Annotated in this window: 17 protein-coding genes and 2 pseudogenes; 13 read left to right on the forward strand and 6 right to left on the reverse strand. The window is 68.4% G+C overall.

Translation table 11 applies throughout. The features are described 5' to 3' along the window. Nucleotides 1-371: 371 nt before the first annotated feature. Both ACWD3H_RS43240 and ACWD3H_RS43245 read right to left on the reverse strand, forming a co-directional pair. Nucleotides 372-1952 (reverse strand): hypothetical protein, encoded by a 1581-nt coding sequence (locus ACWD3H_RS43240; RefSeq protein ID WP_451959151.1) that lies wholly within the window; start codon nucleotides 1950-1952, stop codon nucleotides 372-374. Nucleotides 1953-1977: 25 nt separating this feature from the next. Then, the gene (locus ACWD3H_RS43245) at nucleotides 1978-2199 is read right to left on the reverse strand and encodes a hypothetical protein (protein WP_451959152.1); all 222 of its coding nucleotides are present in this window, start codon (nucleotides 2197-2199) and stop codon (nucleotides 1978-1980) included. A gap of 208 nt (nucleotides 2200-2407) precedes the next feature. Here ACWD3H_RS43245 and rpmG point away from each other — a divergent pair, with 208 nt between their 5' ends. From rpmG to rpsR, 7 genes are all read left to right on the forward strand, one after another. After that, nucleotides 2408-2572, forward strand: coding sequence for a 50S ribosomal protein L33 (gene rpmG, locus ACWD3H_RS43250; RefSeq protein WP_355552578.1), 165 nt, complete (start codon nucleotides 2408-2410; stop codon nucleotides 2570-2572). 4 nt (nucleotides 2573-2576) lie between these two features. Further along, entirely contained in the window at nucleotides 2577-2822 is a 246-nt protein-coding gene (locus ACWD3H_RS43255; RefSeq protein WP_451959153.1) for a type B 50S ribosomal protein L31, read from the forward strand. 27 nt (nucleotides 2823-2849) lie between these two features. After that, the gene (gene rpmB, locus ACWD3H_RS43260; RefSeq protein WP_326639958.1) at nucleotides 2850-3086 is read left to right on the forward strand and encodes a 50S ribosomal protein L28; all 237 of its coding nucleotides are present in this window, start codon (nucleotides 2850-2852) and stop codon (nucleotides 3084-3086) included. Further along, a complete protein-coding gene (rpsN, locus tag ACWD3H_RS43265) occupies nucleotides 3086-3385 on the forward strand; it encodes a 30S ribosomal protein S14 (RefSeq protein ID WP_350960469.1) in 300 nt (99 codons plus the stop codon). The genes rpmB and rpsN overlap by 1 nt, the downstream gene beginning before the upstream one ends. A gap of 12 nt (nucleotides 3386-3397) precedes the next feature. Further along, the gene (gene rpmF / locus ACWD3H_RS43270) at nucleotides 3398-3562 is read left to right on the forward strand and encodes a 50S ribosomal protein L32 (protein ID WP_326639955.1); all 165 of its coding nucleotides are present in this window, start codon (nucleotides 3398-3400) and stop codon (nucleotides 3560-3562) included. A 70-nt stretch (nucleotides 3563-3632) separates the two neighbouring features. Beyond that, complete coding sequence (locus tag ACWD3H_RS43275) at nucleotides 3633-4790, forward strand: CobW family GTP-binding protein (protein WP_451959154.1); 1158 nt, start codon at nucleotides 3633-3635, stop codon at nucleotides 4788-4790. Continuing rightward, nucleotides 4787-5017: a 30S ribosomal protein S18 gene (gene rpsR, locus ACWD3H_RS43280; RefSeq protein WP_350922232.1), complete on the forward strand. Its 231-nt coding sequence runs from the start codon at nucleotides 4787-4789 to the stop codon at nucleotides 5015-5017. The genes ACWD3H_RS43275 and rpsR overlap by 4 nt, the downstream gene beginning before the upstream one ends. A 988-nt stretch (nucleotides 5018-6005) precedes the next feature. On the opposite strand, the pseudogene ACWD3H_RS43285 reads toward rpsR, so the two are convergent. Both ACWD3H_RS43285 and ACWD3H_RS43290 read right to left on the reverse strand, forming a co-directional pair. Beyond that, a pseudogene (locus ACWD3H_RS43285) lies at nucleotides 6006-6280 on the reverse strand (transposase); the annotation flags it as partial. A gap of 375 nt (nucleotides 6281-6655) precedes the next feature. Continuing rightward, complete coding sequence (locus ACWD3H_RS43290) at nucleotides 6656-7105, reverse strand: MerR family transcriptional regulator (RefSeq protein ID WP_451959155.1); 450 nt, start codon at nucleotides 7103-7105, stop codon at nucleotides 6656-6658. Nucleotides 7106-7242: 137 nt separating this feature from the next. On the opposite strand from ACWD3H_RS43290, the gene ACWD3H_RS43295 reads away from it, so the two are divergent. Beyond that, nucleotides 7243-7977, forward strand: a complete 735-nt coding sequence (locus tag ACWD3H_RS43295; RefSeq protein ID WP_451959156.1) for an SDR family oxidoreductase — start codon at nucleotides 7243-7245, stop codon at nucleotides 7975-7977. A gap of 320 nt (nucleotides 7978-8297) precedes the next feature. Here ACWD3H_RS43295 and ACWD3H_RS43300 read toward each other — a convergent pair. Continuing rightward, nucleotides 8298-8947, reverse strand: a pseudogene (locus tag ACWD3H_RS43300) (IS701 family transposase). Between the two features lie 122 nt (nucleotides 8948-9069). Here ACWD3H_RS43300 and ACWD3H_RS43305 point away from each other — a divergent pair. The 4 genes from ACWD3H_RS43305 (at nucleotide 9070) to ACWD3H_RS43320 (ending at nucleotide 12795) form a co-directional block, all read left to right on the forward strand. Continuing rightward, a protein-coding gene (locus tag ACWD3H_RS43305; RefSeq protein ID WP_451959181.1) for an IS5 family transposase occupies nucleotides 9070-9965 on the forward strand; the annotation gives its coding sequence in 2 pieces (ribosomal slippage) (nucleotides 9070-9417 and nucleotides 9420-9965; 894 coding nt in all). A 56-nt stretch (nucleotides 9966-10021) separates the two neighbouring features. Beyond that, a complete protein-coding gene (locus ACWD3H_RS43310; RefSeq protein ID WP_451959157.1) occupies nucleotides 10022-10687 on the forward strand; it encodes a nitroreductase in 666 nt (221 codons plus the stop codon). Between the two features lie 360 nt (nucleotides 10688-11047). Further along, nucleotides 11048-11602 carry an RNA polymerase sigma factor gene (locus ACWD3H_RS43315; protein WP_451959158.1) on the forward strand — a complete coding sequence of 185 codons (555 nt, stop codon included), beginning with the start codon at nucleotides 11048-11050 and terminating at the stop codon, nucleotides 11600-11602. After that, nucleotides 11602-12795, forward strand: coding sequence for a hypothetical protein (locus ACWD3H_RS43320; protein ID WP_451959159.1), 1194 nt, complete (start codon nucleotides 11602-11604; stop codon nucleotides 12793-12795). Before ACWD3H_RS43315 ends, ACWD3H_RS43320 begins: the two co-directional genes overlap by 1 nt. A gap of 56 nt (nucleotides 12796-12851) precedes the next feature. Here the strand turns inward: ACWD3H_RS43320 and ACWD3H_RS43325 are convergent, their stop codons facing one another. Continuing rightward, the gene (locus ACWD3H_RS43325) at nucleotides 12852-12995 is read right to left on the reverse strand and encodes a hypothetical protein (RefSeq protein ID WP_451959160.1); all 144 of its coding nucleotides are present in this window, start codon (nucleotides 12993-12995) and stop codon (nucleotides 12852-12854) included. A gap of 356 nt (nucleotides 12996-13351) precedes the next feature. Between ACWD3H_RS43325 and ACWD3H_RS43330 the strand changes: the two genes are divergently transcribed. Beyond that, nucleotides 13352-13870, forward strand: a complete 519-nt coding sequence (locus ACWD3H_RS43330) for a hypothetical protein (RefSeq protein WP_451959161.1) — start codon at nucleotides 13352-13354, stop codon at nucleotides 13868-13870. The last annotated feature ends 94 nt before the right edge of the window (nucleotides 13871-13964 follow it).

The raw sequence follows: 13964 nt of genomic DNA on the forward strand, positions 1-13964 counted from the left end.
TCCTGGTCAGCCCCGTCCAGCAGATCATCAGCACCGTCGAGCCGGGAACGCTGAAGGCGACCCTGGCCCACACCGGCGCCAGGCGCCCCGGCGGCCCGGACGCCCGTCGTCCGGAAACGTGCACGTTCTCGGACGACGGGCTCACCCGCGCGAATGCCGCTCGAAAACCTACGTCCAAGAAGTTCCTGCCGCTCGACGGCCCATGCCGGCCGTATTCCGGTGGCACCCCTGGAGCGCCCGGTGCGTGGAGACGCGCACGCCGGGGGCGGCGGGCGGGCCGGGGAAACCCGCCGTGAGTAATCACGGCAGGGCGCCTCGGTCCGACCCGACCGACATCCCGGGTCGCGTCGTGCGCCGGCGCGCGGGGGCCGCTACGACGCGACGCCGGTGTTCTCAGCAGCGTGGAGGCGCCTGCCGTGGTGGGCGCCCCCGGCGAGGAAGATCAGGATTACACCCGCGAGGTAGAAGAGCCCGGCCACGCCCGCCAGCCACAGGACCATGTCCGAGTACCAGCCCACATGCTCCTCCCCCAAGAGCCCCACCAGCAGGCCTAAGAGAAGATAGAGCATCGTGCACGGCGCGAGACTCAGCACCGCGACGGCCCGTGCTCCCGCGGTCCCGCCTCGCCGCCACACCAGGGCCGCCACGGCCAGCGTGATCACACCGGCCGCGGCGTAGCCCCACATGTACCACTGGAGGTGGTCCACCGTCCTCCCCTGGAGGGGGTCTACGCCGTAGCTGGCCGTCAGCTCCTGCTGAAGGGGAGGCAGGAGAACGAGAGCGCCCACCGCGATCACCAATTCGCCCACGGACGCCGCCAGCAGGCACAAGACGGCACCTCCCGCACGCCATCTCCTTCGTCCCCGCACCGCCGCGCCTGTATCCGGTGTGTTTGCAACGGTGTCCGCGGCGAGTTCGTCCGGTGTCCCGCCTTCGCGGCCCTCGCCCGCCCGGGGGCTTGGTGCGGCGAGGAAGAGCAGGGCCACCCCCGCGAGGTAGAGGAGCCCGGCCGCGCCCGCCAGCCACAGGACCATGTCCGAGTACCAGCCCACATGCTCCTCCTCCAAGGACCCTAGCAGCGGGCCGAAGAGAAGATAGAACGCCGTGTACGGTGCGAGACCCAGCGCCGCGACGGTCCGCGCTCGCGCGGTCCCGCCTCGCCGCCACGCCAGGGCCGCCACGGTCAGCGTGATCACACCGGCCGCGGCGTAGCTCCACATGTACCACTGGAGGTGGTCCACCGTGTTCTCCAGGGAGTAGTCGACGCCGTAGCCGGGCTTGTAGCTGGCCGTCAGCTCCTGCTGCAGGGGAGGCAGGAGAACGAGGGCACTCGCCACGATCGCCAGCTCGCCCACGGACGCCGCCAGCAGGCACATGACGGCACGCCCCGCACGTCGCTTCCTCCATCCCCGCACCGCCTCATCCTCACCTTGTGCGTCGATGACGGCGTCCGCGGCGAGTTCGTCCGGTGTCCCGCCTTCGCGGCCCTCGCCCGCCCGGGGGTTTGGTGCGGCGAGGAAGAGCAGGGCCACCCCCGCGAGGTAGAGGAGCCCGGCCGCGCCCGCCAGCCACAGAACCATGCACGGGTACCAGCTCTCTGCCCAATAATCGTCCATGAGCACCGGCATCAGCAGGCCGAAGCAAACATAGAACGCCGTGTACGGTACGAGAACCAGCGCCGCGACGGCCTGTACTCCCGCGGTCCCGCCTCGCCGCCACGCCAGGACCGCCACGGTCAGCGTGATCACACCGGCCGCGGTGTAGGCCCACACGTACGACGGAAGGAGGCCTGCCGTGCGATCTGCGAAGATGCTTTCGCCGAGCGTCGGGTGAAGGACAATCAGGTAAACGAAGGCGACTGCCGCGATCACCAGCTCGCATACGGACGCCGCCAGCAGGCACACGACGGCACGCCCAGCATGCCCCACACGCCGCATCTTCCATTCCCGCATCAGCCACTCCCCTTTCGGAGATGGATCATGTAAGGGTCTTCTTGAAGAACGCTTGCAGGTCACTGGGGTCGCCGTAGTAACCGCAGAAAATCGGTAGTCCGGGGGCGGGCCGCACCAGGCATAACAGCCCGAGACCGACCAAGACCTGCAGGACGCGGCAGCCCGTCTTGACCGGGACGCCCTCATCGGTGCGCGACGGGAAGACCCCGTCGCGTATCGGACCGGCGTCGCGGCTGATCTCGCTCACGCTGTTGACGATCGCAGCCACGCGCAACCCGCAGGGTTACCCGGGAGGCGGTTGAGCAGCGTGGTCGTGCCCGCGTCCAGGAACCCGGACAGCACTGTCACGAGGAAGCGTGCGGCGAGATGACGGATCGCCACCACCCCTCGTTTCGCAAATGAAAACGGTTATCGCTATCATGGCACCATCGTCCCCCTTCCAGGAGTGAAGACGCTTGGCCAGAAACGACGTACGACCGGTGATCAAGCTGCGATCTACCGCGGGCACCGGCTACACCTACGTGACCCGCAAGAACCGCCGCAACGACCCCGACCGGCTCACCCTGCGCAAATACGACCCGGTCATCCGCCAGCACGTGCTGTTCCGAGAGGACCGCTGAAGCGATGAAAAAAGACATTCACCCCGACTACCACCCCGTGGTGTTCCGCGACCCGAGCGCGGGCTTCGCCTTCCTGACCCGCTCCACCGTCATGAGTGGCAAAACGATCGAGTGGGAGGACGGCAACACCTACCCGCTCGTCGACGTCGACGTCTCCTCGGCCAGCCACCCCTTCTACACCGGCCGCAGCCGCGTCCTCGACACCGCGGGCCGGGTCGAGCGGTTCAACCAGCGCTACGGCAAGACCTGACCCCACCCCCTTCGGGAAGGAAACCGCATGTCCGCCCACTGCCAGCTCACCGGCCTCAAGCCGGTGTTCGGCAACAACGTCTCCCACTCCCACCGGCGCACCCGCCGCCGCTGGAATCCCAACATCCAGCCACGGCGCTACTGGCTGCCCACCGAGGGTCGCTTCGTACGGCTGACGCTCAGCGCCAGAGCCGTCAAGACCATCGACAAGATCGGCATCGAGGCCGCCGTGGCCCGCATCCGCGCCCGGGGAGAACGCATCTGATGGCCAAGAAAAGCAAGATCGCAGCCAACGAGCGACGCAAACTCGTTGTCATCCGCTACGCGGAGCGCCGGGCCGAGCTCAAGGAGATCATCCGCACCGGCTCCCCCGACGAGCGAGCCCAGGCCGTCCGCGAGCTGAGCCGCCAGCCGCGCGACGCCAGCGCCACCCGCGTGCGCAACCGCGACAGCACCGACGGCCGCCCCCGCGGACACCTACGCAAGTTCGGGCTCTCCCGGATCCGCTTCCGCGAACTGGCCCACCGCGGCGAACTGCCCGGCGTCACCAAGTCCAGCTGGTAGGAGCACCACGACATGGCAGTCCCCAAACGCAAGACCTCCCGCAGCAACACCCGCCACCGCCGCTCACAGTGGAAGGCCACCGCACCCGACCTCGTCCCGATCACCATCGACGGGCGCGAACTGCTGGTGCCGCGCCGACTAGTCCGCGCCTACCGGCGCGGCCTCCTCACTCCCTGAGAACCGGCCCGCACCCCGAACCCCCACCGTGAACCCGCGCGGTGAACCCCGCACTACGAGAGGAGCTGTCATGTCCGTCCCCGTCGTCATCGTCTCCGGACTGTATCCCCAAGCGCGCTCGGCCCTGGTGGACCGCATGCTCGCCGACCACCCCGGATCGGTGGCGATCCACCACGACCTGCGGCAGGTGAGCACCGGGCGCGTGGAACGCATCGTGCGCGACGCGTCGGGGACGCTGGAAGAGCGGGAAGTGCGGCTCGCGCACGGCTGCGTCACCTGCACCGTGCGCGAGGATCTCATTCCCGTCCTGTTGTCGCGGGCGGACTCGGCGCCGCTGTTCGTCGTGGAGCTGTGGGATTCGGTCGAACCCCGGACCGTGGCCGAGGCCCTCGCCTGGCACGAGGACACCGTGCACCGCCTGCGCCTGACCGGGGTGCTGACCGCGCTGGAGGCGGCGCAGATGACCGACGACATCTGCTGCGACGACACCCTCGCCTCCCGCAGGAAACACGCCGCGGGAGGCGACGAGCGTCACCTGGCCGAGGTACTCACCCGCCAGATCGAGTACGCCACCGCCCTCGTCGTGTCCGGTGAGCAGGCCGACGACGTCGAGCTGGCCCTGGCCGTGCTCAGCCACCTCGCCCCCACCACCCCGGCCGGTCCCCCGGACCTCGATCTGCCCGCCGTTACCGGTGCGGGGATCGACGTGGAGATGCTCGGGGCCCGCGTCGACCCGGCGACCGCCCAGCTGCCCTGCGACACGCAGACCGGGGAGATCTCCACCGTCGTCTGGCACCGGCTGCGCCCCCTGCACCCCCAGCGGCTCTTCGACGCCGTCGACGAGCTGGTCACCGAGACCGTCCGCAGCCGCGGCCGGTTCTGGCTGGCCAACCGGCACGAGCGCCTGCTCGGCTGGGACGCCGTGGCGGGCGTCATCACCGTCGAGGACGCGGGCCCCTGGCTGGTCACCCTGCCCGAGGCCGCCTGGGAGATGGAGAGCCCCGCCCGCCGCATGGCCGCCACCCTCGACTGGACTCCCCAGCTCGGCGACCGTGTCCAGCACCTCGTCTTCACCGGTCCCGACCTCGACCGCGACCGTATCCACCGGCTTCTGGATTCCTGCCTGCTCACCGAGGCCGAGACCCTGGCCGGCTCCGACGTCTGGGCCGGATACCCCGACCCGTTCGCATTCGTCCTCGACCTCGACCTGAAGGAGGCCTCCGCGTGAAACTTCGCCGCACGCCCCGCAAGAAGACCAATCCGCTGCACGGCGTGAGCCACATCGACTACAAGGACACCGACCTGCTCCGCAAATTCATCTCCGACCGCGGCAAGATCCGCAGCCGCCGCGTCACCGGGGTCACCGTCCAGCAACAACGCCGGCTGGCCACCGCGATCAAGAACGCTCGCGAGATGGCCCTGCTCCCCTACGCCTCCACCTCGAGATCCCGCTGATCAAGCCGGGAACAGGCTGGGTAGACAGCGCCTCAGGCTGGTCCGCCGGACTTCGTGGCAGATCAGCCTGAGGCCGCGACGGACACCCGGTCAGGCGAAGGCCAGCACAGCCCGAAGCCGTGTGAAAGGCTGTGAAGTTCAAGTCCTTCCTGAGAACGGCTGACGACGACGGAAACAGATGTCGTTGACAACGGCGAGGGTGCGAAACCGCCATCCAGCGCGAGCGTTTTCTGAAGCGTGCCCGTTCACCGATCCACGAACGCATCCCTCTCTGTCAGACTCTCGTGAGACCTGGGGACGAACTAGTCTTCTGTAACTCAAGTAGGGCAAGAACAGGATTTTTTGGACAGTGACCTTGATGTTGGCCGACCTCCGTGGGGATCTCGTCGATGATGGCGAGGTAGGCAAAGGTGACAGACCTCGATCGGATCGGCCAACCCGGCTACGCGCGGCCCGCGCGGCGGCTGCCACTCTTGCCGAGGCTCGGGGTTGGACCCGGTGGATCATCAGCGACGTCGACCGGGCCTTGGTCATGCTGCTGTCCACTCACACTGCCGACGACATGATCCGCTTCTCGGAGCTGTTTGCCAAGCTGCGTCACCACGGCCTCAGCGTCGGGCGCACCGTCGAAGTCCTCGCCCGCATCGGCCTGCTCGACGACGACCGCATTCCTGCCTTCGATCGCTGGCCGGCCGGCAAGCTGAGCGGCATCGCTCCTGGCATCGCCGCCGACGTCGAGGCGTGGGCCCGCCTACTGCAGAGCGGACCTCGCCATCGAGCGTGCAGCATCCAGGCCGTCTGGAGCTACCTCACCGAGATCCGGCCCATCCTGCTCGACTGGTCACGCACCTACGATCACCTCCGCAAGGTCACCCGCGACGACATCGTGACCATTAAGGACACCCTGCGGGGCGCCAAACGGGAGAACACCATCGTGGCACTGCGCCCGCTCATGCGCTTCTGCAGGAAGAGCGGGCGAATCTTTCGTGACCCCACCATCCGCATCCGCCATCCGCCAGGCCGGCTCGGCCGGCACCAGCTGATGCGACCAGGGGCGTCGGTGAGGAACTGCTGCAGCCCATGGCGGTCCACGCCCAGCCGGGCCGCCATCGGCTCCATCGATTTGCGGGCCCCGTCGCTCAGCAGGCCACGCACATACCGCGCGCCCCACCGCCGCTGATCAGCGCGGGAAAAACCGGAGAACACCTCAGCGGCGAACGTCTCCAACCGCCCCCGCACGGCGTCCAGTTCTTGAGGGGTCATCTTCCCCCACCCCCAAAGCAGGTGACACACCATCTCCTACCCGAGGTAACCAAGTCCTACTAGTGCTCCGTTCCTCATTGGAGGTAGCGAACGCGCTGCGGGGAAGCCGGGATCGTCGGCCCTGCCTTCCTGGTGCCAGGACCGGGGTGGATCTGCACCTCCGGTGAGGAACGTCGCACTAGCCCCTGGTGCGAGCGCGGCGAGGATCTCGGGGTTGACTGCGGTCTCCCCGCGCGAAGCGGGCGGGGAGACCGCATGGAATCTCTGACCCCTCTGATCGGGTTCGTTGACGCGGACGTATCTGTGTCAGGAGGCCGATGTGATGAGTTGAGTGCTGATGACGAGGCGCCGCTGGAGGTTCCTGCCGTCCCGCGGTCAGCCAGTGATGGGCATGTCCGCAGCCGGGCTGGCCGCAACCGTCGTTGCGTCGGTAGCGCTGTACGGCGCCCAGGCGGGTTCGCGGAGAGCGGGGCAATGTTCGGGGGTTGGATGGTTCGCGATGTCGATGATGTCGTCGAGGGCGTCGCGCGCGGCGGCGAGGTCGGCCATGGCGGCGGTGATGCGGTTGCGCTCGGCCGCCAGCAGCTCGAACACCTCAGGGGAGCCGTGCCCGGTGTCGACACAGGGCAGCAGCTGCAGGATGGTGCGGCTGGGCAGGCCTGCGGTGAAGAACTGCTGGATCAGCCGGACACGTTCGACGGCCGACTCGGGGTAGGTCCGTTGGCCGTTGGGGGTGCGTTCCGGGGCGAGCAGACCCTGCTCTTCGTAGTAGCGGAGAGCTCTGGTGCTGACCCCCGCCCGGTGCGCGACATCGCCTATCCGCATCTGCATCCTCCTCTGACCCTGACTTCGCGATTCTCGGCTTGACCTTGACGTCAACGTGAACTCTTAGGGTAGTCGAAGCCGGGCTGGATGCGGCCCCGCCGAAACCCGAGAAGGCCTACGCAGGAAGCAAGGAATCCATGAATATCGCCGACCAGATCGCCCTTGTCACCGGATCCAACCGCGGTATCGGCCGTCAGTTCGTGCTCGAGCTGCTTGAGCGCGGGGTGAGCAAGGTGTACGCGACGGCCCGCCGCTCCGAGAGCCTCGAGGGCCTCTACTTCGACGACAGCCGGGTGGTGCCGCTGCGACTCGATCTGCTCGACCACGAGTCCGTCGTTACGGCCGCGGCGACCGCGCGCGATGTGACGCTCCTCATCAACAACGCCGGCATCGTGACCGGCGCCCCCCTCGTCACTGGCGACCTCGCCGAAGTGCGCCGCGAGATGGATGCGCACTTCTGGGGCACGCTCGACGTGATCCGCGAGTTCAGTCCCGTCCTCGCGGCGAACGGCGGCGGCGCGATCGTGAACGTGCTGTCGGCGCTGTCTTGGTTCGCCGCCCCCGGCACCGGCTCGTACTCCGCCGCCAAGGCCGCCGAATGGAACATGACCAACGGCGTGCGCCTCGAGCTCGCCGCTCAGGGCACGTTGGTTCAGGGTGTCCTCCTCGGCGCTGCCGACACGGACATGTCGTCCGGCTACGACGGACCCAAGATCGATCCCCGTGATGTCCCGCGCCTGTCGCTCGACGGCTTGGCCGCCGGGTCGATCGAGGTGATCGTCGATGACTGGACCGCGATGGTGAAGGCATCGCTCGCGGGCGACCCCACCCCGTTTTACACACAGATCACCGAGCTGCTCGGCGCCAGCTGAGCAACTCGGCAGGCACCTTCTTTCGCGAGATCGCACTTCAGCTTGCCCCAGGCACCTGCGGCAGCTGAAGTGCGATCTCGCGATAGCCCCGAGGGGCCATGGGGAACGCGGCCCCGAGCAGTAATCGGCCCGACGGAGATCGAGCGAGGGCAGCCGGCCCCGTTCTCCGACTCTGATTCGTCTGTACGAGATGTCCGTCCGAGATTGCTCGCCTGAGCCAGCGAGGTGCCGAGGACGACCGAACCGGCCGCGACGAGCAGCACCACCATCCAGCAGCGCTGCCATGCGACGCCACAGGTTGCCCGGCGGGTGCTTCCGGTTCAGGGACACGGCGTCCTGGTGCGGCAGACACCGGCCGCCAAAAGCGCGGTATCGGAGCGCACCCCCACCACGTAGGCGATGTTCCGCTCGGTCAGGGCCAGCCGGAAGGTCCCGTCTTGGCCATACCCTTCATCGGCGACCACCAGCGGCGCATCCAGCATGTCCACGGCCGGCCGCCATTTGGACACATGCGCCACCTCCTCAGAGATCCGAGCCCGGCGGCGGCGCGCCGTCACCACTTCGGTATCCGGCACCCGCGGCGAGGACGGATCCCAGCCCTCGGGAACGAACAGCCGCCGACTCACCGGACACGACGCGGCGTCGGTGACCAGATGCACGCTCGGGGCGACCTGGCAGTTGGCGATTTTACCCAGCGCCCCGCAGTACTGCGCGGCCACGCCTGGTGGCTCCTGGCCGTCCTTGGGAAAGGACACATCATCGATCACCCACGCCACCGGGTCGATCGCCGCCTCCATCCGCCCAGCCGGGCCGCCATCGGCTCCATCGACTTACGCGCCCCATCGGTCAGCAGGCCACGCACATACCGCTCGCCCCACCGCCGCTGATCAGCGCGGGAAAAACCGGAGAACACCTCAGCGGCGAACGTCTCCAACCGCCCCCGCACGGCGTCCAGTTCTTGAGGGGTCATCTTCCCCCACCCCCAAAGCAGGTGACATACCGTCTCCTACCCGAGGTAACCAAGTCCTACTAGGGCGTGTCCCGTGGATCTTTAGTGACGGTTTGGTGTAGATCAGTCCAGTGGAAGATCGCCTGAATCGTCATGATCTGACTGATGCCGAGTGGGAACGGCTGGCGCCCTTGCTACCGGCCAACCCGAGGCAGGGCGGCCGGTGGGCCGATCATCGGACGGTCATCAACGGGGTCTCCTTCCGGGTCCGGACCAACATCACCTGGCGTGATCTGCCGCCGTTTTATGGGAACTGGAAGACCGTCTACAACCGGCACCGTCGTTGGTCGATGGATGGGACCTGGGAGAAGATCCTGGACGGGTTGCGGGCCGGATGTGACGAGGCCGAAGGCGAGGACTGGACGGTGAGCGTGGATTCCACCGTGGTGCGCGCCCATCAGCATGCCGCCGGAGCCCGCCATCGGCCGCCGACCGATTTCCCGTCAAAGGGGACGGCGTAGATCACAAACCGGCCAAGGGACGGGAAGCGCTGGGCCGTTCGCGTGGCGGGTTGAGCACGAAGGTGCACCTGGCCGCCGACCGGCGTTGCCGTCCCATCGCCCGCATCATCAGCCCCGGCCAGCATGGCGACAGCCCGTACTTCCAGCGTGTGCTGGAGAGCGTGCGCATTCAACGTCGCGGGCCGGGCCGTCCCCGAAAGCGCCCCGGGCGCGTGCTGGCCGACAAGGCCTACTCCTCCCGCGCCAACCGTGCTTACCTGCGCCTGCGCAGCGTCAAGGCGGTCATCCCGATCAAGAAAGATCAGCAAGCCAACCGCGTCAAGCAAGGCAGTAAGGGTGGGCGACCGCCCGGGTTCGACGCCGAGCGATACAAGGAGCGCAACACCGCCGAGCGGTGCATCAACAAGCTAAAGGGCTACCGTGCAGTGGCCCTTCGCACCGACAAGCGCGAACGCATCTACCAGGGCACCGTCGACGTCGCCTCCATCAGGATCTGGCTCCGTGACCCGGTTCAATGACGACACTCCCTAGACGGTAGAGAGGTGGTCGTCGATGAGTGAGAGGACGAGAAGACGTGGATGTGTATGAGGCCGTGGACAGTCGCCGGGCCGTGCGGGCGTTCAGCGATGAGCCCGTGCCCAAAGAAGTACTCGAACGAGTGCTGACCGCAGCGACGCGGGCTCCATCGAGCGGGAACCTCCAACCGTGGCATCTGTACGTTGTGGCCGGTGAGCCCTTGGCTGAACTGAAGAAGCACACGACGGCCAGGGCACTGGCAGGAGACCCGGGCGATGAGCGGGAGTATCCGATGTACCCGGCAGAACTGACCTCGCCGTATCTGGACCGCTTTTCCGCCGCTGCTGCCCAGCGGTACAAAGCGCTGGGAATCGAGCGCGACGACCCCGACAGGCCCATGAAGATCGCCGCCTTGAACTCGGAGGCGTTCGGGGCGCCGGTCGTACTGTTCTGCTACCTCGACCGGACGATGGGGCCCGGGCAGTGGGGGGACGCGGGGATGTACCTACAGACGGTCATGCTGTTGCTGAGGGCGGAAGGGCTGCACAGCTGTCCCCAGGTGATGTGGACGATGTATCGCAAGACCGTCAGCCGCATAGTCGGAGCCGATGACAGGCTCGCACTGTTCTGCGGTGTCTCGGTGGGGTTCGAGAAGGAAGACGTGCCACGGCTGCGTACCGAGCGCGCGGAAATGACGGAAACAGTGAGCTTCATCGGAGCGTGACCCTCAGGCGGTCAAGATCTACGGGACAGACCCTAGATGGCTCCACTGGTTCGGCGGCAACGGGCTGACACCCCCGCCCCCGCCTTCATCGTCGGTGATCTGCAGCCAGCCGACCGGGACAACACCGTTGGAGGCATAAAGGCCATAAGAGCCGCCGTCGGTGTGGTCCTTCATCACCACGCTGTGCCAGCCATCTGACCCCGGTCAGGCCGTCCAGCACCACCCCGACCAGACAGCGGCGCTCGTCCGCACCGCCGCCGAACCAGTCGGCGCCCGCGAAGACGCGGCCCGGTTACGCCATACGGCACCGCTTTTCCGGTGCGGCCGGTAATCCTGGAGCCCGCGGAGGGACTTCTGGGCGTGAACGATTCCCAAGAACAATTATTCACCGGGCTCTACGACCGGCACTACCGCAGCGTGCTGGGCTACGCCCTGCTGCGCGCCGAGCGCGAGGCCGCCGAGGACGTGGTCAGCGAGGCGTTCCTGGTCGCCTGGCGGAGGATCGGCGAGATCCCCGAGCCGGCGCTGCCCTGGCTCCTCGGGGTCGCGCGCAACCTGCTGGCCAAGCAGCGCGACTCGCGCTACCGGCGGCAGGCCCTCGTGGAGCAGATCACCGTGCTCAGCACCGAGCGCGACCGGGTGAGCTGGGACGTCGCCGAGCACATCGTGGACCGCGAGAGCGCCCTGGAGGCGCTGAGCGCGCTGCCGGAGAAGGACGTCGAGGCGATGGTGCTGGCCACCTGGCACGGGCTGCCGCCCGACCAGGCCGCCATGGTCATGGGGTGCTCCACGCGCACCTACAACGTGCGGCTGCACCGCGCGCGCAAGCGGCTGAGCGTGGCACTGCGCCTGGACGCCAAGACCACCGGCACCGCCCCGCGCGCCGCGCGGCGCGCGTTCGTGGAGGAGGCGTGATGCCGCACGTCCACGGCCCCTACGACAGGAAAAGGGAAGAGCAGAACATGTCCGACCGTATCATCGCCGAGCTCAGGCCGGCCGCGCTGGACGAGCTGACCGAGGACGCCTACGGTCGGCGGCGCGCCGCCGACCTGCGGCGGGCCTTCGAGACCCCGCGGGAACAGGTACGCGTGCGCGCCCCCCGCCGCCCGCTGCTGCTGGTCGCCGGCGCGGCCGCCGCCGGCCTCGCCGCCGCCGTGATCATCGTGCCGGGCCTGGGCGACGGGAAGGCCGTCGCGCCGGTCCCCGGGGCGACCTCCCGCACGCCGGCCGAGCCGACGACCATCGACGCGCGCGGCTTCCTGCTGGCGGCGGCCGAGACCGCGGCCAAGGCGCCGGCCTCCTCGGGCCGCTGGTGGTACACCCGCGACCGTACGTTCCAGCGGCTGCATGTGGACCCGGTGGCGTACCAGAAGGAGATCGAGAAGCAGGTCAAGAAGCACGGCGACAAGAACACCGACAAAGCGGAGATCCTGGAGAAGACCGGGCTCCCCTACGCCGCCTTCGCCGAAGGTACCGACGAGCTGTGGCGGGCCCGCGCCCAGGGCGACACCGACCGCTCCAGGCGCACGGATGACGCGAAGGTCACCTTCGCCTCGTCCGAGGACGAGGCGCGGTGGAAGGCGGCGGGCTCCCCCAAACTGGTCCAGAGCACCGGGCCGCAGAGCCACGACGGGCCGGCGCGGGTGCTGTCGATCGCCAACCCCGGCCTGAACATGCGCAACGTGGATGAGCTGCCGACCTCGGCCAAGGCGCTGGAGCGCGAGTTGCGCGGGCTGTTCGAGGCCCGGCCGAAGGGCGGTGGCCTGCAGGACTTCGCGGGCTACCTGTGGCAGACGGGCGTGGACCTGCTGTCGGCGCCGATCACGCCGGGCACCAAGGCGGCGCTGTTCCGGGTCATGGCCGGGGAGCCGGGCATCACCGCCGAGGGCACGACCACCGACTCGATGGGACGCTCGGGGGCCGTCCTGACGGTCCTCGGCCCGGACGACCGGAACCGTCCGGACAAGATCAGGTACCGGCTGGTCATCGACCCCGAGAACGCGAACCTGCTCCAGTACGAGGTCACCGAGGTCGAGGACGACGCGCCCCTCCTCCGGGTGACCTTGCAGGACGCCGGCTGGGTCAACGGCCCGGGCGAGCGCCCGTAACGAGGGGGATCAACAGGGGAGGTCCAGCCGGGCGCCGCACCCGGCTGGACCGCGTCTCACACCCGTACCAGGCCGACCTCCAGCAGGTCGGCCGCGCGGTGGCCGGTTCCCAGGGCCCAGTGGTGGGAGATGCCGGTGGCGCTCCAGCGGCATCCGGCGCGGCAGCCTGCGACGGTAGCGGCGGCCAGGGCGAGGTTCACCCTCTGGACGGTCCGGCTTACTGGCGTGACAGAGCGGCGGCAGGCCGTGATGCTGTCGGGTGTGCGATTACTTTCTTCGGCCGTGATCGGCTGTGCTGCCGATATCGCGACCGGCTCTTTCAATACCCCGAACCTAAACCTGCTGGTCGTGCGGTCTGGTCTAAGGCGTTCAGACCCCGCTCCCCGCTGAGCTGCCGCGCAAGGCCGCGCCCGGGTACTGCGATCCGCGTCAGCGCGCGACCGCGCCGCCCAACTGGTTCGAAACCGCCCTAGCGTACGCCACCGAGCCGCTGCACGGCGCGGCCGCCGCGCTAGCCCCGGTTTCCGAGGAAATAGGCGAACCGTCCGGGTACACGGTGGCCGATTACCTGCTACGGCACACGAGCGCCGAACGCCGCACCGCCAAGGTCCCAGCCACCACCTGGGACGCCCTTCTCATGTGCCTGACCAACCCCGACGACCAGACCCGCCTCGCCAGCAGTGCCGAAGACCGGCTGCTGTACTGCTACGTCGAACCCCTCTATCGAAAGGCCGCAGACGCTGGCGATGGGCACGCCGCCCGTCAGCTGGCAGAGCTGCTGGCCGTGCAAGGGCGGGAGGAGGCGATCCCCCTTCTACAGGCCGATGCCGACTCCGACGACGAGTACGCCGACCAGCTGAACGTAGTGCTGGTTGAGCTGTTGGCTGCGCAGGGCCGGGTGGAAGAGCTGGGTGCCCGAGCCGACGCCGGCGATAGCGAGGCCGCCGAACGACTGGCTGAGCTGTTGGCTGTGCAGGGCCCGGGTGGAGGAGTTGAGGGCCCGAGCCGACGCCGGCGACCGGGCCTCCGCCAACCGTTTGGCCGACACGCTGATGCGAATGGGCCGTCGGGATGAGGCCGATCACGTGCGCCGGTACGGGTTGTCGCTGGAGTAGCACGCGCATGCTCAGTATGGGTGAGGGCTGTTATCTGCAGCAGGATGTCGACGT

The organism is Streptosporangium sp. NPDC002607 (genome assembly GCF_053592655.1).

Bases quoted from the DNA above. Each gene is read 5' to 3' on its own strand.
- ACWD3H_RS43275 (WP_451959154.1), top strand. From the start codon at position 3,633: ATGTCCGTCCCCGTCGTCATCGTCTCCGGACTGTATCCCCAAGCGCGC.
- ACWD3H_RS43320 (WP_451959159.1), top strand. From the start codon at position 11,602: ATGCCGCACGTCCACGGCCCCTACGACAGGAAAAGGGAAGAGCAGAAC.
- ACWD3H_RS43255 (WP_451959153.1), top strand. From the start codon at position 2,577: ATGAAAAAAGACATTCACCCCGACTACCACCCCGTGGTGTTCCGCGAC.
- rpsN (WP_350960469.1), top strand. From the start codon at position 3,086: ATGGCCAAGAAAAGCAAGATCGCAGCCAACGAGCGACGCAAACTCGTT.
- rpmB (WP_326639958.1), top strand. From the start codon at position 2,850: ATGTCCGCCCACTGCCAGCTCACCGGCCTCAAGCCGGTGTTCGGCAAC.
- ACWD3H_RS43295 (WP_451959156.1), top strand. From the start codon at position 7,243: ATGAATATCGCCGACCAGATCGCCCTTGTCACCGGATCCAACCGCGGT.
- ACWD3H_RS43290 (WP_451959155.1), bottom strand. From the start codon at position 7,105: ATGCGGATAGGCGATGTCGCGCACCGGGCGGGGGTCAGCACCAGAGCT.
- rpmF (WP_326639955.1), top strand. From the start codon at position 3,398: ATGGCAGTCCCCAAACGCAAGACCTCCCGCAGCAACACCCGCCACCGC.
- ACWD3H_RS43240 (WP_451959151.1), bottom strand. From the start codon at position 1,952: ATGCGGGAATGGAAGATGCGGCGTGTGGGGCATGCTGGGCGTGCCGTC.